18 protein-coding genes, 3 tRNA genes and 1 other annotated feature are annotated in these 19968 nt (G+C 42.3%); of the genes, 5 read left to right on the forward strand and 16 right to left on the reverse strand.

The features are described 5' to 3' along the window. Window positions 1-212: 212 nt before the first annotated feature. From clpB to rluD, 3 genes are all read right to left on the reverse strand, one after another. On the reverse strand, window positions 213-2786 hold the full coding sequence (gene clpB / locus LGZ99_RS16410) for an ATP-dependent chaperone ClpB (RefSeq protein WP_021325991.1): 2574 nt from the start codon (window positions 2784-2786) through the stop codon (window positions 213-215). A 135-nt stretch (window positions 2787-2921) separates the two neighbouring features. After that, window positions 2922-3653, reverse strand: coding sequence for a purine nucleoside phosphorylase YfiH (gene yfiH, locus LGZ99_RS16415; protein WP_262979352.1), 732 nt, complete (start codon window positions 3651-3653; stop codon window positions 2922-2924). Beyond that, entirely contained in the window at window positions 3654-4631 is a 978-nt protein-coding gene (gene rluD / locus LGZ99_RS16420; protein ID WP_021325989.1) for a 23S rRNA pseudouridine(1911/1915/1917) synthase RluD, read from the reverse strand. A 138-nt stretch (window positions 4632-4769) separates the two neighbouring features. Here rluD and bamD point away from each other — a divergent pair, with 138 nt between their 5' ends. The 3 genes from bamD to pheA all read left to right on the forward strand — a co-directional run bounded on the left by bamD (window position 4770) and on the right by pheA (window position 7571). Next, window positions 4770-5501 (forward strand): outer membrane protein assembly factor BamD, encoded by a 732-nt coding sequence (bamD, locus tag LGZ99_RS16425; protein ID WP_262979357.1) that lies wholly within the window; start codon window positions 4770-4772, stop codon window positions 5499-5501. Between the two features lie 289 nt (window positions 5502-5790). Next, a complete protein-coding gene (gene raiA, locus LGZ99_RS16430) occupies window positions 5791-6129 on the forward strand; it encodes a ribosome-associated translation inhibitor RaiA (RefSeq protein ID WP_031281420.1) in 339 nt (112 codons plus the stop codon). A 109-nt stretch (window positions 6130-6238) separates the two neighbouring features. Further along, window positions 6239-6359, forward strand: a sequence feature (Phe leader region). 54 nt (window positions 6360-6413) lie between these two features. Continuing rightward, window positions 6414-7571, forward strand: coding sequence for a bifunctional chorismate mutase/prephenate dehydratase (gene pheA / locus LGZ99_RS16435; RefSeq protein WP_021325985.1), 1158 nt, complete (start codon window positions 6414-6416; stop codon window positions 7569-7571). Between the two features lie 40 nt (window positions 7572-7611). Here pheA and tyrA read toward each other — a convergent pair whose 3' ends face one another. The 7 genes from tyrA to ffh form a co-directional block, all read right to left on the reverse strand. Continuing rightward, on the reverse strand, window positions 7612-8733 hold the full coding sequence (gene tyrA, locus LGZ99_RS16440) for a bifunctional chorismate mutase/prephenate dehydrogenase (RefSeq protein WP_021325984.1): 1122 nt from the start codon (window positions 8731-8733) through the stop codon (window positions 7612-7614). Between the two features lie 5 nt (window positions 8734-8738). Continuing rightward, entirely contained in the window at window positions 8739-9833 is a 1095-nt protein-coding gene (locus LGZ99_RS16445; protein WP_023045934.1) for a 3-deoxy-7-phosphoheptulonate synthase, read from the reverse strand. A gap of 712 nt (window positions 9834-10545) precedes the next feature. Beyond that, window positions 10546-10899, reverse strand: a complete 354-nt coding sequence (gene rplS / locus LGZ99_RS16450; protein ID WP_021325982.1) for a 50S ribosomal protein L19 — start codon at window positions 10897-10899, stop codon at window positions 10546-10548. A gap of 69 nt (window positions 10900-10968) precedes the next feature. Continuing rightward, on the reverse strand, window positions 10969-11721 hold the full coding sequence (trmD, locus tag LGZ99_RS16455; RefSeq protein ID WP_023044599.1) for a tRNA (guanosine(37)-N1)-methyltransferase TrmD: 753 nt from the start codon (window positions 11719-11721) through the stop codon (window positions 10969-10971). Between the two features lie 39 nt (window positions 11722-11760). Next, window positions 11761-12309, reverse strand: a complete 549-nt coding sequence (rimM, locus tag LGZ99_RS16460; protein WP_021325980.1) for a ribosome maturation factor RimM — start codon at window positions 12307-12309, stop codon at window positions 11761-11763. A gap of 18 nt (window positions 12310-12327) precedes the next feature. Continuing rightward, the gene (rpsP, locus tag LGZ99_RS16465) at window positions 12328-12576 is read right to left on the reverse strand and encodes a 30S ribosomal protein S16 (RefSeq protein WP_021325979.1); all 249 of its coding nucleotides are present in this window, start codon (window positions 12574-12576) and stop codon (window positions 12328-12330) included. Window positions 12577-12712: 136 nt separating this feature from the next. Next, window positions 12713-14074, reverse strand: a complete 1362-nt coding sequence (gene ffh / locus LGZ99_RS16470) for a signal recognition particle protein (RefSeq protein WP_036840666.1) — start codon at window positions 14072-14074, stop codon at window positions 12713-12715. Window positions 14075-14257: 183 nt separating this feature from the next. Here ffh and LGZ99_RS16475 point away from each other — a divergent pair, with 183 nt between their 5' ends. Further along, a complete protein-coding gene (locus LGZ99_RS16475; RefSeq protein ID WP_036840671.1) occupies window positions 14258-15049 on the forward strand; it encodes a cytochrome C assembly family protein in 792 nt (263 codons plus the stop codon). 45 nt (window positions 15050-15094) lie between these two features. After that, window positions 15095-16387 (forward strand): HlyC/CorC family transporter, encoded by a 1293-nt coding sequence (locus tag LGZ99_RS16480; RefSeq protein WP_036840669.1) that lies wholly within the window; start codon window positions 15095-15097, stop codon window positions 16385-16387. A gap of 105 nt (window positions 16388-16492) precedes the next feature. On the opposite strand, the gene luxS is transcribed toward LGZ99_RS16480, so the two are convergent. The 6 genes from luxS to csrA all read right to left on the reverse strand — a co-directional run bounded on the left by luxS (window position 16493) and on the right by csrA (window position 19825). After that, window positions 16493-17008 carry an S-ribosylhomocysteine lyase gene (luxS, locus tag LGZ99_RS16485; RefSeq protein WP_021325977.1) on the reverse strand — a complete coding sequence of 172 codons (516 nt, stop codon included), beginning with the start codon at window positions 17006-17008 and terminating at the stop codon, window positions 16493-16495. Between the two features lie 156 nt (window positions 17009-17164). Next, window positions 17165-18724, reverse strand: coding sequence for a glutamate--cysteine ligase (gene gshA, locus LGZ99_RS16490; protein ID WP_023044603.1), 1560 nt, complete (start codon window positions 18722-18724; stop codon window positions 17165-17167). Window positions 18725-18903: 179 nt separating this feature from the next. Then, window positions 18904-18980, reverse strand: a tRNA-Arg gene (locus LGZ99_RS16495). 87 nt (window positions 18981-19067) lie between these two features. Further along, window positions 19068-19144: transfer RNA gene (locus tag LGZ99_RS16500), tRNA-Arg, on the reverse strand. 11 nt (window positions 19145-19155) lie between these two features. After that, a tRNA-Ser gene (locus tag LGZ99_RS16505) sits at window positions 19156-19248 on the reverse strand. A 391-nt stretch (window positions 19249-19639) separates the two neighbouring features. Continuing rightward, on the reverse strand, window positions 19640-19825 hold the full coding sequence (csrA, locus tag LGZ99_RS16510; protein ID WP_002209449.1) for a carbon storage regulator CsrA: 186 nt from the start codon (window positions 19823-19825) through the stop codon (window positions 19640-19642). Between the last annotated feature and the right edge of the window lie 143 nt (window positions 19826-19968).

The following is a 19968-nucleotide window of genomic DNA, read 5'->3' on the forward strand; positions in this document are numbered from 1 at the left end:
CTCTGCCTGGCCTCACACGTTTTGTCAGCGTTGTGTCGGTCAGTGGTGGCGCATTATAGGGAGTTCTTCGGCGCTGGCAAGCGTTTAATTACAAAAAGAATCCGATCGCTCACCAATTAAGCTAAAACAGTGCTGAATTGCGATTCCTTGCACAAAATGGCAAAAAAAGAGGCAGTTTCCTACCTCTTTATTATCTTCAGTTAATATCAAAGTTATTGTTTTGCCACTATATGGCTATTTTCCACATCCAGAGTAACTGGTTTTCCTGGTAATAACTGACCAGAAAGTATCTTTTGAGCTAATGGGTTTTCGATTTCCTGCTGGATAGCGCGTTTCAATGGTCGTGCGCCATACACAGGATCGAACCCAGCCTCTCCTAGCATTTCCAACGCCTGCTGAGTAATAGTAACCTGATAGCCACGCTCTTCCAGACGTTTGTACAAACGTTGCAATTGAATATCTGCAATTGCTGACAAATGCCGACGTCCTAATGGATGGAACACAACAACCTCATCAATACGGTTAATAAACTCTGGTCTGAAATGATAGCTAACAGTTTCCATCACCATATCTTTCATTTCGCCATAATTTAGGTTACCAAAACGCTCTTGAATCATGTCTGAACCCAGGTTAGAAGTCATTATCACAACCGTGTTACGGAAATCGACAGTACGACCTTGCCCATCAGTCAATCGACCATCATCCAGCACCTGTAACAAAATGTTAAAAACATCCGAATGCGCTTTTTCCACCTCATCAAGCAAAATAACAGAGTAAGGCCGACGACGAACAGCCTCTGTCAAATAACCGCCTTCTTCGTAACCGACATATCCTGGAGGCGCTCCCACCAGCCGTGATACTGCATGCTTTTCCATAAATTCAGACATATCGATACGCACCATTGCATCATCCCTGTCAAACAGGAAATTAGCCAAAGCTTTGCATAACTCAGTTTTACCCACTCCGGTTGGGCCAAGGAACAAGAATGAACCAATCGGACGATTTGGATCAGATAATCCAGCCCGATTGCGGCGAATCGCATTGGATACCGCATCTACCGCTTCATCCTGACCAATAACTCGTTTGTGCAATTCTTGTTCCATACGCAGCAGCTTGTCTTTTTCACTCTCAAGCATTCTGGAAACCGGAATACCTGTCCAACGAGCAAGAATTTCAGCAATTTCCGCATCGGTCACTTTGTTACGGAGCAGTTTCATAGGCTTACCTTCAGCTTGTGTGGCTGCGGCAAGCTGTTTCTCCAGCCCAGGTATTTTCCCATACTGAATTTCAGACATCTTCGCTAAATCACCACTACGGCGAGCTTGTTCCAGACTGATACGGGCATTTTCCAGTTCTGCTTTTATATTCTGAGTACCAGTAAGTTCAGCTTTCTCAGCTTTCCATTCTTCTTCTAGTTCAGAATATTCACGTTCTTTCTCAATCAGCTCTTCATTGAGCATTTCAAGCCGTTTTTTACTGGCATCATCAGATTCTTTTCTCAGTGCCTGCTGTTCCAGCTTTAATTGAATAACCCGACGTTCCAAACGGTCCAGCGTTTCAGGTTTTGAGTCCATTTGCATACGTAGACTGGCACCAGCTTCATCAATCAGGTCGATAGCTTTGTCCGGCAACATACGATCTGAGATATAACGATGAGATAAAGTTGCTGCCGCGACAATCGCAGGGTCTGTAATCTGTACATGATGATGTAGTTCATAACGTTCTTTCAGACCACGCAAAATAGCGATGGTATCTTCTACTGAAGGTTCTGCAACGTAGACTTTTTGGAAACGACGTTCCAGTGCCGCATCTTTTTCAATATATTGGCGATATTCATCCAATGTAGTTGCGCCTACACAATGAAGTTCACCGCGGGCCAGAGCAGGTTTCAGCATGTTACCGGCATCCATTGCCCCCTCAGCTTTACCTGCACCAACCATAGTGTGCAATTCGTCAATAAACAGAATGATACTGCCTTCCTGTTTAGAAAGATCATTCAGCACACCTTTCAATCGCTCTTCGAATTCACCACGATATTTAGCTCCTGCTAGCAATGCCCCCATATCCAGAGAAAGAACCCGCTTATTTTTCAGTCCTTCAGGAACTTCTCCATTAATAATTCGTTGAGCAAGCCCTTCGACAATGGCCGTTTTACCGACCCCAGGTTCACCAATCAAGACAGGATTATTTTTGGTACGGCGTTGCAATACTTGAATAGTGCGGCGAATTTCTTCATCACGGCCAATCACCGGATCAAGTTTGCCTTGTTCAGCACGTTCAGTCAGATCAATGGTATATTTCTTAAGAGCTTGACGTTGATCTTCCGCGCCCTGGTCATTAATTTTCTCACCACCACGCATTTGTTCTATTGCCTTAGTGACTTTTTCTTTTGTTGCTCCGACAGTTTTCAATATGTCACTCAATGTGCCACGCTCTTCCAGCGCTGCCAGAACAAATAATTCTGAGGAAATAAAATTATCCCCCGCTTTTTGTGCTAGTTTGTCGCACAAATTTAAATGACGAATTAAGTCATTAGATGGTTGCACATCACCACCAACACCCTGTACCCGCGGCAAACGTTCTAAAGCCTGCTCAATCTGGTTACTGAAACGACCGGCATCGATTCCAACTAATGTTAATAACGGACGAACAGAGCCACCTTCTTGTTTTAACAGTGAGCTCATCAAATGAATTGGTTCGATGAATTGATTATCATGTCCCAGCGCAAAGGACTGGGCATCAGCGAGAGCAAGCTGGAATTTATTAGTAAGACGATCCAGACGCATAACACCTCCAATACTGATTTCAGAATTTTGCTACTGGAGATTAAATGAGGCCATTCCTCAAATATTCAAGGTGATTCTGAAAAGCAAATTGTGAGGCATTCTCTTATGCGCCAGTGGATCGCCCTATGGGATAGGTTATATCAGCCAGATTAAAGTTGCCATACGTCCAGTGATCCCATCACGACGATAAGAGAAAAATTTCTCTTTATTACTGACAGTACACTCAATCCCGCCAAAAATCGCTTTTACACCAACAGATTGCAATTTTAATTTTGCCAGCAAATATATATCTGCTAAATATTTCTCACCAAAAGGCATAAAAGCTTTATTTAGATCAGAATCCTGTGCAATGAACGCTTCCATAACTTCACTGCCAACTTCAAATGCTTTCGCGCCAATTGCCGGTCCTAACCAAGCTTGAATCTGATCAGGCTTAGTTTTAAATTGAGCAACCGTATTCTCTAATACTCCAGCGCATAGACCACGCCAACCAGCATGAGCGGCTGCAACCTCATCACCAGCAGAACTACAAAACAGTACAGGCAGGCAATCTGCTGTCATCACAGCGCAAACCTGCTCGGGAATGTTGGTGTAAACAGCATCAGCTTTATTATCTTCCATTGGCTGACCATCAAGCCTTACAACACGAGTGCCATGAACCTGTTCTAACCAGGCCGGTTGTTGAGGCAATTCTGCCACTTTAGCCAGAATATGCCTGTTTTTTTCAACCACATCAGGCTCATCGCCAACATGCTTACCAAGATTCAGACTATCATAAGGTGACAAACTGATTCCCCCCAAACGGGTGGAACTACAGGCTTTTACTGTCGGCGGTTGTAGCCAGTTTGGAAAAATAAGCGGCGTCATTTACCAATCCATTTCGTCTTTAAATGCTTCTGCATCTGCTTTTAATGCATTAATCAGAATAACCATATCTTCAGGTAAGTTAGCATGCCATTCCATTTCAATTCCGGTAATCGGATGATAAAGACGTAGCATTGTGGCGTGCAATGCCTGACGATCAAAGTTACGCATCACATCGCGGAATTCATCGGAAGCGCCTTTCAAAGGACGAGGACGACCACCATACAGCGGATCTCCCACCAACGAGTGACTAATATGGGCCATGTGGACACGTATCTGATGCGTTCTACCTGTTTCCAACCGCAAACGCAAACGGGTATGCGCCCTGAAATGCTCCATCACCCGATAGCGGGTAATCGCAGGTTTTCCCATCGGATGTACTGCCATATGTGTGCGTTTTGTCGGGTGACGCGAAATAGGCTCTTCAACTATTCCACCAGCAGTCATACGGCCTGTCGCTACAGCTTCATACTCGCGGGTAATTTCGCGCAGTTGGAGTGATTCCACTAAACGGGTTTGAGCAGGAACAGTTTTAGCAATGACCATAAGCCCTGTCGTATCTTTATCAAGGCGGTGAACAATGCCCGCCCGGGGAACATCGGCTATTTCAGGGTAACGATATAACAGAGCATTTAATACCGTACCGTCTGGATTTCCCGCACCTGGATGAACAACCAAATTACGTGGCTTATTTATTACCAGAATATCATCATCTTCATAGACAATATCTAACGGAATATTCTGAGGTTCCCAACGTGCATCTTCCTCAATGATGGCATCAATTGAGATTTCTTCACCTCCAAGCATTTTTTCTTTTGGCTTATTGATTAATTTGCCATTAACCTGAACTCTGTCATCCAAGATCCAATCTTTTATGCGTGATCTTGAATAATCAGGGAACAATTCGGCCAAAGCCTGATCTAAACGTTGACCGAGCTGAGAATCGGCGACTGTTGTATTAAGTCGTATTTGTTGTGCCATATATTGTTTCTACACTTACGTTGAGTTTTGACGGCAGAGCCGTTTAATTTAATATAGTGTGCTATTGTAACTCGATCTTTTGCCGGGAGCTTCATGGATAGTCTCCCAGAAAAACACTCAGAGGATAATCAACACGTGATGATACGCATAAAACATCTGGTGGCAGCAGCCACATTGAGCCTGGTACTTGCCGGGTGCTCTGGTAGTAAAAATGCTGTCCCAGACAGCCCACCTTCAGAAATTTACTCCGCTAGTCAGAAAAAGCTGCAAAACGGTGACTATAAACCTGCGATCTCGCAATTGGAAACCCTCGATAACCGCTATCCATTTGGCCCTTATTCACAGCAAGTACAACTTGATCTGATTTATGCTTATTATAAATCCTCTGACTTGGCAATGGCATTAGCTTCCATTGACCGCTTCATGCGCCTAAACCCAACTCACCCCAACATCGATTATGTTCTGTATATGCGTGGATTAACCTCACAAACATTGGATAACAGCGCACTGCAAAGTTTCTTCGGCATTGACCGCTCAGATCGTGACCCTGAACATGCCAGGGCATCATTCAGGGATTTTAGCCAATTAGTACGTTATTATCCTAACAGCCTATATGCTGCCGATGCCAGTAAACGTTTAGTGTCCATCAAAGAGCGCCTAGCGAAATATGAACTTTCTGTTGTGGAATATTATAACAAACGCGGCGCTTATGTTGCGGTGGTAAATCGAACGGAACAAATGCTGCAAGATTATCCTGACACACAGTCAACCCTGAAAGCACTACCTTATATGGAAAAGGCTTATGCTCGTTTGGGTGTAACGGCACAGGCAGATAAAGTAGCAAAACTTATTGCTGCTAATCCAGCATAAAGAAACAGACAAAATAAAGCAGCAGTTCCGGCTGCTGTTTTATTTTTTACTTAAGAGAACACAAAAAAGGGCTGTTTATCAAGAGGGTTAATAAAGACTCAACTTATCAATAATGTCTCATAAACTTTCATTCCGCAATAGATATTCTTCGTATTTTTATCGCTAATCACAATTACTTCAACTACTTGCCACACATCCGACTAAAGGTGATTTAGATCACGTTTTCTATGAAAAAGAAATGTATGCTGAAATTATTGAAGGTGGATAATCAATAATGAGAGGTAACTATATGATAGTGAACATTACCAGCAAACAAATGGAGATTACCCCGGCAATTCGCAACCACGTAGAAAACCGTCTGAGTAAACTGAATAAATGGCAAGTAAACCTGATAAATCCTCATATTATTCTATCAAAAGGCCCTCAGGTTTTTATGGCTGATGCAACCATCAGTATACCAAATGGTACGCTAGTTGCGGGTGCAAAGCATGAAGATATGTATGTTGCCATCAATGAATTGTTAGCAAAATTGGAACGTCAGTTGAATAAAGTACAACATAAAGGAGAAGCACGCCGTACTTATAACAGTGTTAAAGAATCAAACCTTGATCCAGAAACACAACAATAAAATAACTATGGCTTGTCTCTAACGCGTCCGATTTGGGCGCGTTTTTTTATTGACAGAAACAACAACATAAGGTTAATTAGGGTACATTGTCTATACGGGCTGTGAATATGATGAATACAAACCTGTTTTTCTTCTCCTTCTTTTTTACCTTCCCCTAAGGGGAGGCTTTCGTCCTTGAAGAAAGAACCAGAAGACGAACAGCAAGCCTCCCAATTGGGAGGCTTTTTTCTGTCCACTACAAACATATTATTGTCAGAATATGAATAACCAATTAGGAACTCATTATGGATCAAAACAATTTGCTGAAAATACGGAAAAAAGTCAGCGAACTTGATTTAAAGTTACTGATTTTACTGGCAGAACGACGCCAATTAGCCTCTGATATCGCACAAACTAAATTACAGAATAATCGTCCCATCAGAGACAAAGATCGTGAACGGGAACTATTGGATGTTCTAATTAAAAAAGGGAAAGGCCACGGGCTTGATGGCTTCTATATCACCCGTCTGTTTCAAACGATCATCGAAGATTCAGTCCTCACTCAGCAAGCATTATTACAGCAACACCTCAATCAAACACCCTACGATTCAGCTCGTATTGCGTTCCTTGGTCCTCGTGGTTCCTATTCTCATATCGCAGCCCGCCAATATGCAGCACGTCATTTTGATCAATTGATTGAATGCAGTTGCCATAAGTTCCAGGATATCTTCCCCTTGGTTGAAACGGGACAAGCTGATTACGGAATATTACCAATTGAGAACACCAGTTCTGGCTCTATCAATGATGTTTATGACTTATTGCAACATACCAGTTTGTCAATTGTAGGAGAAATAACAATTCCCATTAACCATTGCCTGCTAGTTGCAAGAAATACAGAATTATCACAGATCAAAACGGTTTACAGTCACCCACAACCATTCCAACAATGCAATCAATATATTAATCAATTCCCGCATTGGAAAATTAAATATTGCGAAAGCACCGCCGCAGCTATGCAAAAAGTCGCTGAACAGAACTCACCAGAAATTGCAGCTTTAGGCAGTGAAGCCGGTGGTGCGCTTTATCAGTTACAAGTCCTGGAACAAAATCTGGCAAATCAATCACATAATATTACCCGTTTTATTATCGTTGCCCGTCAGCCTATCGAGGTTTCAGAACAGGTACCATCCAAAACGACATTTATTATGGCTACTGGGCAACAAGCGGGAGCGTTAGTAGATGCACTTATGGTGCTAAAAGAACGTAATATCATTATGAGTAAACTGGAATCTCGCCCGATTAGTGGAAATCCGTGGGAAGAGATGTTTTATATTGATGTCCAAGCTAATATTCGTTCAATCAATATGCAACATGCCCTGAAAGCATTAGCGGAAATTACTCATTCATTAAAAGTATTGGGATGTTACCCAACAGAAAGTGTAGTTCCAGTCAGTCCATCCTGATTAAAAAGAACCGGATATTTCGATATCCGGTTCTTTTTAATTATTGACGACTATCATTCGCTTGTTGAAGCAATACTCTGCTCTCTTTCATAAAGTGAAGCGCATAATCACCAAACCATTCACTAACATCTTTAAAACTGCTGATAAAAGCCTGTTTATCCTGGTTTTCCAGTAACTCAAGTGCTTGCCCAAAACTTTGGTGATAACGACGTATAAGATCAATATTCTCTGGCGATGACATAATAATATCAGCGTAAAGCTGAGGATCTTGCGCAAACAATCGCCCTACCATAATCAGTTCCAAGCGGTAAATTGGTGAGGATATTGATAATAATTGTTGTAAATCAGTATCTTCCTGTGCGAGATATTGCCCATAAGCGAACGTCGTGAAGTGGCGTAACGCCTGGATAAAACTCATATTTTTATCATGCTGTTCAGCATCCATCTGATGCAGGCAAGCCCCCCAAATCAGCAGCTGTTCCAAAAACCACTGATAAGCTTCCTCCTGGCGTCCGTCACAGTAAACAACAACCTGTTTTGCCAAGCTGCCTACATCCGGCCCAAACATAGGATGTAGCCCCAGTACTGGTCCTTTGTGCACATCAAGCATAGCCTGTAATGGTTTCTGTTTGATAGATGCCAAATCCACCAAAATACAATGATCAGGTAATGGTGGTAAACGGCAAATAACCTCTTCTGTCAGATGAATAGGTACACTGATAATGACCATACCCGCACCAGTCAAAATCTGCTCTGCATCAGGCCAATCTTGTGATTCCAGATTTTTAACTTCATAACCAGACAAAGTTAGCAGGCGACCAAACAGTCTCCCCATTTTACCCAAGCCACCAACAATGACTATTGAGCCCAATTGAGGGCAAAGAGTTTTAAACCCTTTGTCATTTTCGCTGGTATAAGACTCCCGCATAATGCGACGCAGAATATCTTCAATTAAATCCGGTGGAACACCAAAATCTTCAGCTTCCTGCCGACGTGAAGCAAGCATCGCCGTTTCTCTGTCAGGCGCATAAATTGGCAACCCATTTTGGCTTTTTACCTCTCCGACCTCTGCAACTAATTCCAATCGCTTTGCCAGTAAATCCAGCAAAGCTTTATCCACTTCATCAATCTTGTCCCGCAATTGAGATAATTCAGTTACCATACTTATTATCCTGCTTTTTTCAATATCGTAATTCTTTGCGACAATTGCGGACTGATTTGCTGATGCAATTTTCTCAGAACCGCTTCTGTAGTCTGCCAACTAATACAAGCGTCGGTCACTGAAACACCATATTTCATTTCACTACGAGGTTGCTCAGAAGATTGGTTACCTTCATTAATATGGCTCTCCAACATAATCCCAGTGATAGATTGGTTACCCGAAATAATCTGCTCTGCTACAGAATCTACAACCTCGCTTTGGCGACGAAAGTCTTTATTAGAGTTACCATGGCTGCAATCAATCATCAAGGAAGGCAATAATCCAGACTTCATCATCTGCTGTTCACATTCCATTACATGTTCGGCGCTGTAATTAGGTGTTTTACCCCCACGTAAAATAATGTGTCCATTCGGATTCCCTTGTGTTTGTAACAAACATACCTGCCCTGACTGATTTATTCCCATAAAACGATGAGGCATAGCGGCTGCACGCATCGCATTAATTGCCGTACTCAAGCTACCATCAGTCCCATTTTTGAAACCAACCGGCATAGACAGACCTGAAGCCATTTCCCGGTGCGTCTGAGATTCTGTCGTTCTGGCGCCAATTGCCGACCAACTAAACAAATCGCCTAAATACTGTGGACTATTCGGATCTAAAGCCTCTGTTGCAAGAGGTAATCCCATTTTAACCAAGCTAATTAGTAAACGACGGGCAATATGCAAACCCGCTTCCACATCAAATGAGCCATCCATGAACGGATCGTTAATAAGACCTTTCCAACCCACTGTTGTACGAGGTTTTTCAAAATAGACACGCATTACGATGTACAGACTGTCACTTAATTCAGAAGAAAGTACCGCCAAACGATGAGCATAATCCAGAGCTGCATCCACGTCATGAATAGAGCAAGGGCCACATACGACCAGCAAACGGGGATCACGACGCTGAATAATATCAGCAATTATTTTACGTGCATTTGCAATAGCATGCAGATCATTACCACTGAGTGGATATTGTTGTTTTAGTTCTGCCGGAGTTATAAGAATTTGTTCACCACTGATGTGAACGTTATTAAGTACATCTTTTTGCATGAACATTTCGGCTTTCTCCTCAAATCGTCATTCTGTGTTAATTTATTTTTATGTATTTGACCAATAACATATCATGCATCGTAAAGAATACAATCCAAATGTGTAAATAAAATATAAATAATGTAAATATTTATTTACATATATGAAGTTTTAATCCAAATTATAAATATATCCAGATAGTTACTAATGATATTAAAATTATCCCAAACAAAAACACATTAGAAATAATTATTGTTTTTAAATAAAGATTAATATTAAAACACAAGAATTAATATTTTATTATTATTGATTTTGTATATTTACATTTAAAATCATTAAGTAAAAACAAAATATTCATCCCGTTTTTATTATTGAAAACAAATAACATTAACAATCGTATTTTATATTTCAGTTAAATTATCTCAATTTATTTATATGAAATTAATGAATCATGCTAATAAAATATTAAGTTATTTCAAACTCACTACTTCCACTAAATTATTAAAGAAATTTATGATAATACTATAGCCAGCGATATTAAAGTGACTATATAAGGTCATACCATCTGACATATCTAATTTTTCCAACAAATGAATTCTATCTTCACGTCCAAAAATCATTCGCCCTAACGGAACGATACTATTACATAATACTTCCACAGGAATTGTTAAAAATATAAAAAAGAGGCCAGCAATTGCTGGCCTCTTCAACGATAACTTTCGGATGTAACGAAAGCGTATTATTTGCTGTTCAAACGCTCTTTAATACGAGCAGCTTTACCAGAACGCTCACGCAGATAGTACAATTTAGCTCTACGAACAGCACCACGACGTTTAACGCTAATGCTGTCTACGACTGGGGAGTGAGTTTGGAATACACGCTCAACACCTTCGCCGTTAGAAATCTTGCGAACAGTGAATGCAGAGTGCAGACCGCGGTTACGAATAGCGATAACCACGCCCTCGAATGCCTGCAGACGTTTCTTCGAACCTTCTACGACCCATACCTTAACTTCCACGGTGTCACCCGGACGGAATGAAGGTACGTCTTGCTTCATCTGCTCTTGTTCAAGTTGTTTAATAATGTTGCTCATAATAATTCTCTTACCCTAGGTAAACTGATATATCAAAGACATTCATTCCCTTCAGGGAATATGTCTGGATTAATTCGTTGCTTCAGTTAGATGTTCCCGTTGGAACTCTGTCAGCAATATCCTTTGCTCGTCAGTCAGAGCTAGGTTTTCCAGAAGTTCAGGTCTTCTAAGCCAGGTCCGGCCAAGCGATTGTTTCATACGCCAGCGATTAATTTCAGCATGATTCCCCGATAACAGAACGGGTGGAACTTCCATGCCATCTAATACCTCCGGGCGGGTATAGTGCGGACAATCCAGCAATCCATCAGCAAAAGAGTCTTCTTCAGCCGATGCCTGATGCCCCAGAACTCCCGGAATAAACCGGGAAACAGAGTCAATCATGGTCATTGCAGGAATTTCACCACCACTGAGCACGTAATCACCGATAGACCATTCTTCGTCAATCTCAGTTTGAATAACCCGCTCATCTATCCCTTCATAGCGGCCACAAATCAGAATCAGTTTCTCATTTGTTGCCAGCTCACAAACTCCTTGTTGATTGAGTTTGCGCCCCTGAGGTGAAAGATAAATCACCTTTGCATCTTCGCCTGCCGCAGTTTTTGCTGCATGAATAGCTTCCCGTAAAGGCTGAACCATCATCAACATGCCTGGACCACCGCCGTAAGGCCGATCGTCAACAGTACGATGCCGGTCGTAGGTAAAATCCCGTGGATTCCAGCATTCAATACTTAACAGGCCATTTTTTACTGCCCGGCCAGTTACCCCATAATCGGTTATTGCGCGGAACATTTCAGGAAACAGGCTAATAACCCCAATCCACATTACAGCGTCCCACTCATTTAAACCGTTTATAACCGGAGTTTAAAAACCAGGATCCCAATCTACTTCAATAGTTTTAGTAGCGAGATCGACTTTCTTGATAACCTGCCCATCAAGAAACGGAATCAGCCGTTCCTTGACACCGAATGCATCTTTCAGGTTTGCTTTAACTACCATTACATCATTAGAACCGGTTTCCATCATGTCATTGACAGTACCCAGGCTATAACCTGTTGTGCTTACTACCTGACAACCCATCAGGTCTCTCCAGTAGTAATCACCGGCATCCAGCTCCGGCAGTTGCGCTGAATCTACGGTAATTTCGCAATTAATCAGTAAACTCGCAGCATCCCGATCATCAATACCCTTAATCTTGACGATCATATCCTGATTGTGGTGTTTCCAGGCTTCCAGTTCGATGTGTTGCCACTGACCTGCCCGTTGGATAAACCACGGTTGATACTCAAAAATGTCTTCGGCATGTTCGGTGGAAGAAAAAACTCTGAGCCAACCACGAATACCATAAGTTGAACCCAGCTTTCCCAATACAATTGGACTCACAGGAAGTTCAAGGCTGGTTTGCTTGCTCATAGTTACCACCGCGACAGATTAAGCTGCTTTTTTAGCGTCTTTGATCAGTGAAGAAACACGATCAGACACAGTTGCACCCAGACCCACCCAATGTTCAATGCGGTCCAGATCTAAACGCAGTACTTCTGCTTTCCCTGTTGCGATAGGGTTGAAGAAGCCAACGCGCTCAATAAAGCGACCATCACGCGGGTTGCGGCTATCGGTCACGACTACTTGATAAAACGGACGCTTTTTTGCGCCGCCACGAGCTAAACGAATTGTTACCATAACATCCTCATTAGTTAACAAAACAACCAGACTCCATCGAGGAATGAAGTCCGGCTGTCAGATAAAAAGCCCGAAAAGTTTACTCACTTTGGCGCAAAAAGCAATCCAAAGTGGATATTCTTCGAGACTTTATCAATTAACGGCCCATAAATCCGGGTGGCATCATGCCTTTCATGCCACGCATCATTTTCGCCAGACCGCCTTTCTTCATTTTCTTCATCATGCGCTGCATTTCATCGAATTGTTTAAGCAGGCGGTTAACATCCTGAACCTGGGTACCGGAACCACTGGCAATACGGCGTTTACGGGAGCCTTTGATAATTTCTGGTTTTTCCCGCTCCTTACGCGTCATGGAATTTATAATAGCTTCCATTTTCACCAGCACTTTATCATCCATCTGGGATTTTACCGCATCAGGCACCTGAGACATCCCCGGCATTTTGCTTAACATACTCGCCATACCGCCCATATTGCGCATCTGCTTAAGCTGGTCCAGAAAGTCATTTAAATCAAAGCCGTCACCTTTTTTCAGTTTAGAAGCCAGCTTTTCTGCCTGGGTACGATCGACTTTACTTTCAAGCTCTTCAATCAGGGAAAGAACATCTCCCATCCCAAGAATTCGAGAGGCGATACGATCTGGGTGGAAAGGCTCCAGTGCATCAGTTTTTTCACCAACACCCAGGAATTTGATTGGCTTACCGGTGATATGGCGAATAGACAGAGCCGCACCGCCACGAGCATCACCATCGACTTTAGTCAACACCACACCCGTCAATGGCAATGCTTCATTGAAAGCTTTTGCTGTATTCGCAGCATCCTGCCCCGTCATAGCATCAACAACAAACAGGGTTTCCACTGGATTAATAGCTTCATGAACCTGTTTGATTTCATCCATCATGGCTTCGTCAACATGCAGACGACCAGCAGTATCCACCAACAGCACATCATAGAATTTCAACTTGGCGTGCTGTACAGCTTTAGTCACGATATCGACCGGTTTTTCCTGAGCATCAGAAGGGTAGAAATCAATACCGACTGCCTGCGCCAACGTTTCAAGCTGTTTGATCGCAGCTGGACGATAGACGTCAGCAGATACCACTAAAACTTTTTTCTTTTGTTTTCCTTTCAGAAAATTACCCAGTTTAGCAACGCTGGTCGTTTTACCTGCACCTTGCAAACCTGCCATCAATACGACAGCCGGAGGCTGAGTAGAGAGATTCAGTTCACTGTTAACCTCTCCCATCGCCTTAACCAGTTCATTCTGAACAATTTTGACAAATTCCTGTCCTGGGGTAAGGCTTTTGTTAACTTCGTGACCTACCGCGCTCTCTTTCACGCACGAAATAAAGTCACGCACTACAGGCAATGCGACGTCAGCCTCAAGTAAAGCCATGCGAACTTCGCGCAGTGTCTCTTTAATATTGTCTTCGGTCAGTCGCCCACGGCCACTGATATTGCGCAATGTGCGCGATAGTCTGTCGGTTAAATTATCAAACATTATCTCTGCTCAATTTTTAAAAATGGGCTACCTGTAAGCGTATTATGAAAATTATAACACGATGATAAAGGGATCTCTGCACAGAGATTCGCACGGATGATTAACAACGGTTGGAGGCTACCCTTGCTGGCGCTATACTTAAGCTTTAATTCACCTGAAATTATTGCTAAAACGACTAACGCTATGCCAGTATTCTCTATAATTGCTTTATTCGCTTATTTACTCAGCCTGGTACTGATTATTCCCGGCTTACTGCGAAAACCGAACGGATACCGCAGACTGGCATTGCTTTCAGCGATTGTCGCTTTAATTTGTCATGCCATTGCGCTTAAATACCAGATCTTTCACGTCAGCAGTGGGCAAAATCTCACACTCTTGAACCTGGGTTCTATTGTCAGCTTACTTATCTGTATCATAATGACAATTGTCGCTTCCCATGGCCGTGCCTGGTTCCTACTGCCGATTGTCTATAGTTTTGCCATGATAAATCTGGCATTAGCCAGCCTTATGCCCGGTGAATTCATTACTCATCTGGAAGCCAGCCTTGAATTATCTATTCATATTGGCTTGGCTCTGCTTGGCTATGCGACTTTGCTTATCGCTGCACTGTATGCTTTACAGCTTGGCTGGCTGGATCATCAGCTCAAAAATAAAAAACTGACTTTTACTCCGAATATGCCCCCACTGATGTTCACCGAACGCAAAATGTTTCATATCACTCAGGTTGGCGTAATATTACTGACTCTGACACTCTGCACCGGCATCCTCTATATGGATAATATTTTCAGTAAGGAGAATATCCATAAAGCAGTTCTTTCTATCATCGCATGGTTTGTCTACATTGTTTTATTATGGGGACACTACCATGATGGATGGCGTGGTAAACGAGTTATCTGGTTTAATCTGATTGGTGCATTTACCCTGACGCTTGCCTATTTTGGCAATCGATTATTGCAAGAAATCATGATTTATTAAAAACATGATGTCCAATCAGCATCAATATATGGAAGGAATTTTGCTTTGGAGCATGTCTCAACAAGCACATTAATTATTATTTTAATCATTATGCTTCTCGTTTCAGCGTACTTCTCCGCGTCTGAGACAGGTATGATGACACTGAACCGCTACCGCTTACGCCATCTGGCAAAGCAAGGAAGCCGCTCTGCACGCAGAGTTGAAGTATTGCTTCGTCATCCTGACCGGCTTATAAGCCTGATTCTTATCGGCAACAATTTGGTTAATATTCTAGCCTCAGCACTCGCTACCATCATTGGTATGCGCCTTTATGGTAATGCCGGGGTCGCTATCGCAACAGGTGTTCTAACTTTTATCGTGCTGATATTTTCTGAAGTTATGCCGAAGACTATAGCCGCTCTCTATCCTGAAAGAATCGCTTTTCCGAGCAGTTTCCTGCTGCGTCCATTACAAAAAATCATGATGCCGTTAGTTTGGCTGCTAAATAGAATTACCTTATTGTTAATGCGTTGCCTTGGCATCAAATACATTACTGGTCACAGTCATGCAATTAGTAAAGATGAACTACGCACTATTGTGAATGAATCAGATGCCAAGCTATCACGGCAAAATCAGGATATGCTGATTTCAATTTTAGACCTGGAAAAAGTCACCATCGGCGACATTATGGTCCCCCGTAATGAAATTGTTGGCATTGATATTAATGATGACTGGAAATCCATCATACGTCAGTTAACTCATTCACCTCATGGCCGGATCGTGCTTTATCGTGATTCACTTGATGATGCTATTGGTATGCTCCGTGTACGTGAAGCTTACCGATTGATGACGGAAAAAAAAGAGTTCACCAAAAGAAACCTGATTAAAGCAGCGGATAAAATTTACTATATCCCGATCAGCGCTCCACTTAATGTTCAATTAGTAAACTTCCAACGTAATAAGGAAAAAGCCGGGCTTATCGTTGATGAATACGGTGATATTCAAGGGCTGGTAGCTGTTGAAGATATCCTTGAAGAGATTGTCGGTGATTTTACAACATCAATGTCTCCATCTCTGGCTGAAGAAGTTTCCCCCCAAAGTGACGGTACTATTTTAGTTGACGGGACAGCCAACATCCGCGAATTAAATAAAGCTTTTGACTGGGCATTGCCTGTTGATGGACCACGAACGGTTAATGGTATGGTGCTTGAAGAGTTAGGAGAAATACCAGCACTGAACGTGCAAGTGCAAATTGGCAAATATAATTTTGAAGTGCTTTCTGTGAACGATAATGTTATCAAACAAGTTCGGGTCACGCCCATCAACCAACTTTCTGGACAAAAAGCACAAACAGCTTAAATGATCACTTAAGATCCATACCGTTGGAGGTATGTGCTACGCCCCAACGGTATATTCCTGCTAACATCTCATCGAAAAAATCCGAAATATCATCGCTGTTATAAACTATACATGCAATTCTGTTAGCTTTTCTTCTGGCAATGCCAGTTCATCATTCTTATTAACACGAACATCTGAATCAAGAATATGGCGGGCAATATCCTGAGCCTCTGTCAGTGAATGCATGTGATAAGTACCGCACTGATAAATATTTAGCTCTGGGATCTGACTCTGATCTTTCACTTTCAATACATCGGCCATTGCTGCTTTCCACGCGTCAGCTACACGTATTTCTGCTGGCGCACCAATCAGGCTCATATAAAAACCCGTTCGGCATCCCATTGGCGATATATCAACAATTTCAACACCATCACCATTGAGATGGTTACGCATAAAACCAGCAAACAAATGCTCTAGTGTATGAATACCCTTCTCAGGCATAACCTCTTTATTTGGCACACAGAAGCGTAAATCAAAAACTGTGATGGTGTCACCATGAGGCGTTTTCATGGTCTTAGCAACTCTTACAGCTGGTGCAGCCATACGGGTATGGTCAACAGTAAAACTATCTAGTAAAGGCATTTCTTCATCTCCACAAAAAATTCAGATTTTTTTACAAGCAAATGAAACCTTTTCATCTACTACCGGTCGTAAAGAATGAAAGACGCGCAATTATTATCATTCCTATTTTTCCAGAAGTTTTTATTTGGCCACTATTATTAGTGGCCATTTTCTTCTCTAGCATCCTGCCTGTTGTTTCAGATATTCATCAAAACTGATAGTATCTTCATATTCCAACGCGTCTTGTCGCTCCACTGAGGCCCTGCGTTCTATAGCGAACTGTTCATCGCTAATAACCTCATATTTTTCATTGACTAATTGCTGATGATATTTATCTGCCAATTCCAGCCCAAAGCCACCAATGCCCTGAGTCTTCATTTTTTCCAGCACACGAGCCGATAAAGTCAGTGATGAATCATCAAACATAGCAATCAATTCTTCGCAAACTTTCCGATATTGCGTACCAGAACAACTATCCAGTATTTCAGCAACCCGTTTCAAGTCATTGAATAATTCTTTGCCAACTTTAGCTAATGGTTCCTCCACACTGCCACAACCAAGGCCAATCACTTGCCCTGGTTTACGCCCTTCAAGGATCACTCTATTCCAGTTTTTGCGGCAACACTCCAACTCATCACTACTCATTTCCGGCGCTTCGGCAAGCACACACCATATTAAGAATAGGTCAAGAAAGCGAATTTGTGTTTCATTGACCCCAATCGCGGCAAATGGATTAATATCTAATGAACGAACTTCGATATATTCCACCCCTCCACGCAGTAAAGCATCAGAAGGCGATTCATTCCCTTTTGCAACACGTTTAGGCCGGATTGGCGCATACAGCTCATTTTCAATCTGTAAGACGTTTGTATTGAGCTGAATATATTTGTCACCCTGCTTAATACCCAACTTAGCAAACTCGTCAGACGGCTTGTGAATCGCTTTTTTCAGCCCTTCAACATAGGTACGAAGGTTATTAAACGTAATATTCAGATCACGCTGTGATTTATTGGTGTATCCCAGATCACTCATTCTTAATGAAGTAGCATAAGGCAGATAGCAAGCTCCATTTTCTATGCGCTCAAAAGGCAAAGAAGTCTCTCTGCCACGCAAGAATGAAGAACAAATCGCTGGAGAAGCGCCAAACAAGTAGGGAATCACCCATCCAAAACGATAGTAGTTGCGGATCAAACGGAAATAACCATCTGAGATCTGCTCTTTACCACTCTCTGCATCTTCAACGCCAGCCCATGCCTGCCAAAACTCAATCGGCAATGAAAAATTATAATGAACCCCAGATATGGTCTGCATCAAAGCACCATAACGGTTTTTCAGCCCTTCACGATATAACGTCTTATAGCGACCAATATTCGATGTACCATACTGAGCCAGAGTAATGTTCTCTGCCGCATCAATAAAGCATGGCATACTCAAAGGCCACATTTTTTCTTTGTCCAGCACACGCGCTGTATGACGATGAATATCGCTAAGAAATGAAATTGTATATTTTATGTCATCATCGACTGGTGTTATGAATTCTAACAATGACTCTGCAAAGTCAGTTGTAATCCATTTGTGCGTAAGCGCTACACCAAGTGCTTTAGGGTGCTCCGTCGCTACCAAATCACCATCTGAAGTAACACGCAATGTTTCACGCTCAACACCGCGACGAATTCCCTTTAAAATTGTCGGATGCGCCTCTAGCCATGATAGAGCCTTTGATACGTCCGGGATCAATTCGACCTCCCGTAGTGTTTTAGAAGAATTTTTATAAGGGTTTACTTTATCTTAAACAAGCCAAATTGTCGCTGATTAGATATATAAGCAAAAGTATTTCAGTGCTATACAGGGGATAGGTTGATTTACAGCAATACAGATAAAGAAAAAGCCCCGCTTTTTAGACGGGGCTCTTAATATGGTGCATCCAGGAGGATTCGAACCTCCGACCGCTCGGTTCGTAGCCGAGTACTCTATCCAGCTGAGCTATGGATGCATGGTCAGTTTGTTACTCTGGTAAAAGGCAGTAGTTGCTTTGATTACCTGAATGGTACCTTAGATGATTTCATCTCAAGGTTAAATATGGTGCACCCAGGAGGATTCGAACCTCCGACCGCTCGGTTCGTAGCCGAGTACTCTATCCAGCTGAGCTATGGATGCATGGTCTTAAATGGCGGTGAGAGAGGGATTCGAACCCTCGATGCAGCTTTTGACCGCATACTCCCTTAGCAGGGGAGCGCCTTCAGCCTCTCGGCCATCTCACCGTACGCTTTCTTTCGAGCTGTTTTTCGAACTGTGGCTCAGAACTTTTGTTTAAGCTCCTCGTCACTGCGTGGCGCACATATTACTTTCCCAGACTTATAAGTCAAACAATTTTTCTAAACCTGTGTTTGTTTGGATGCTTCACGCACAAAATGGATGGTTTGACGACAAAAAGTGTATTTTGTCAGCAGTAAATTATCCTGCCTTCAATTGAAGTATATGCAAACCATTATTTCCCACAATAGCATCATGGACCTTGCCTTTTCTTATGATAGAAAAACAAAAAAGATGGGAAGATAGGTAAGAATTCAAGAATAAAGGGAATAAACTACTAACAGAGATGAGATGCCTCAAAAATGGCGCCCGGTTCTGACATAGGACGCCAACTTAGAGTTAATAAGTTGTTGGCTGAGATTTTTCGGCCTGAATCCGCTGATAAATTTCTTCACGGTGAACAGAAACTTCTTTAGGGGCATTTACACCAATACGAACTTGGTTACCTTTAACCCCCAGTACTGTAACTGTTACCTCATCGCCTATCATGAGCGTTTCACCAACTCGACGAGTCAGAATAAGCATTCTTTGCTCCTTGAAAATTTAAAAGAGTCGGGTCTTTAGGTTTCCCCGCTATTATCCATCCAAACACCGTGAAAACGTAAAACAATGTTATATGCTTAAAGTATAAGCAATTTTGAGCGCATTTCCTACATATATAGTTTAGC

It is taken from the genome of Photorhabdus temperata (genome assembly GCF_025384845.1).
In the GTDB taxonomy this organism is placed as follows: Bacteria; Pseudomonadota; Gammaproteobacteria; order Enterobacterales; family Enterobacteriaceae; genus Photorhabdus; species Photorhabdus temperata.

What these genes read in the sequence shown, in the direction of transcription:
- rplS (WP_021325982.1), bottom strand. Translation starts at nt 10,899, where the DNA reads ATGAGCAACATTATTAAACAACTTGAACAAGAGCAGATGAAGCAAGAC.
- luxS (WP_021325977.1), bottom strand. Translation starts at nt 17,008, where the DNA reads ATGCCTTTACTAGATAGTTTTACTGTTGACCATACCCGTATGGCTGCA.
- rluD (WP_021325989.1), bottom strand. Translation starts at nt 4,631, where the DNA reads ATGGCACAACAAATACGACTTAATACAACAGTCGCCGATTCTCAGCTC.
- csrA (WP_002209449.1), bottom strand. Translation starts at nt 19,825, where the DNA reads ATGCTTATTCTGACTCGTCGAGTTGGTGAAACGCTCATGATAGGCGAT.
- LGZ99_RS16475 (WP_036840671.1), top strand. Translation starts at nt 14,258, where the DNA reads ATGCCAGTATTCTCTATAATTGCTTTATTCGCTTATTTACTCAGCCTG.
- tyrA (WP_021325984.1), bottom strand. Translation starts at nt 8,733, where the DNA reads ATGGTAACTGAATTATCTCAATTGCGGGACAAGATTGATGAAGTGGAT.
- raiA (WP_031281420.1), top strand. Translation starts at nt 5,791, where the DNA reads ATGATAGTGAACATTACCAGCAAACAAATGGAGATTACCCCGGCAATT.
- pheA (WP_021325985.1), top strand. Translation starts at nt 6,414, where the DNA reads ATGGATCAAAACAATTTGCTGAAAATACGGAAAAAAGTCAGCGAACTT.
- trmD (WP_023044599.1), bottom strand. Translation starts at nt 11,721, where the DNA reads ATGTGGATTGGGGTTATTAGCCTGTTTCCTGAAATGTTCCGCGCAATA.
- ffh (WP_036840666.1), bottom strand. Translation starts at nt 14,074, where the DNA reads ATGTTTGATAATTTAACCGACAGACTATCGCGCACATTGCGCAATATC.
- rpsP (WP_021325979.1), bottom strand. Translation starts at nt 12,576, where the DNA reads ATGGTAACAATTCGTTTAGCTCGTGGCGGCGCAAAAAAGCGTCCGTTT.
- bamD (WP_262979357.1), top strand. Translation starts at nt 4,770, where the DNA reads ATGATACGCATAAAACATCTGGTGGCAGCAGCCACATTGAGCCTGGTA.
- rimM (WP_021325980.1), bottom strand. Translation starts at nt 12,309, where the DNA reads ATGAGCAAGCAAACCAGCCTTGAACTTCCTGTGAGTCCAATTGTATTG.
- clpB (WP_021325991.1), bottom strand. Translation starts at nt 2,786, where the DNA reads ATGCGTCTGGATCGTCTTACTAATAAATTCCAGCTTGCTCTCGCTGAT.
- LGZ99_RS16445 (WP_023045934.1), bottom strand. Translation starts at nt 9,833, where the DNA reads ATGTTCATGCAAAAAGATGTACTTAATAACGTTCACATCAGTGGTGAA.
- yfiH (WP_262979352.1), bottom strand. Translation starts at nt 3,653, where the DNA reads ATGACGCCGCTTATTTTTCCAAACTGGCTACAACCGCCGACAGTAAAA.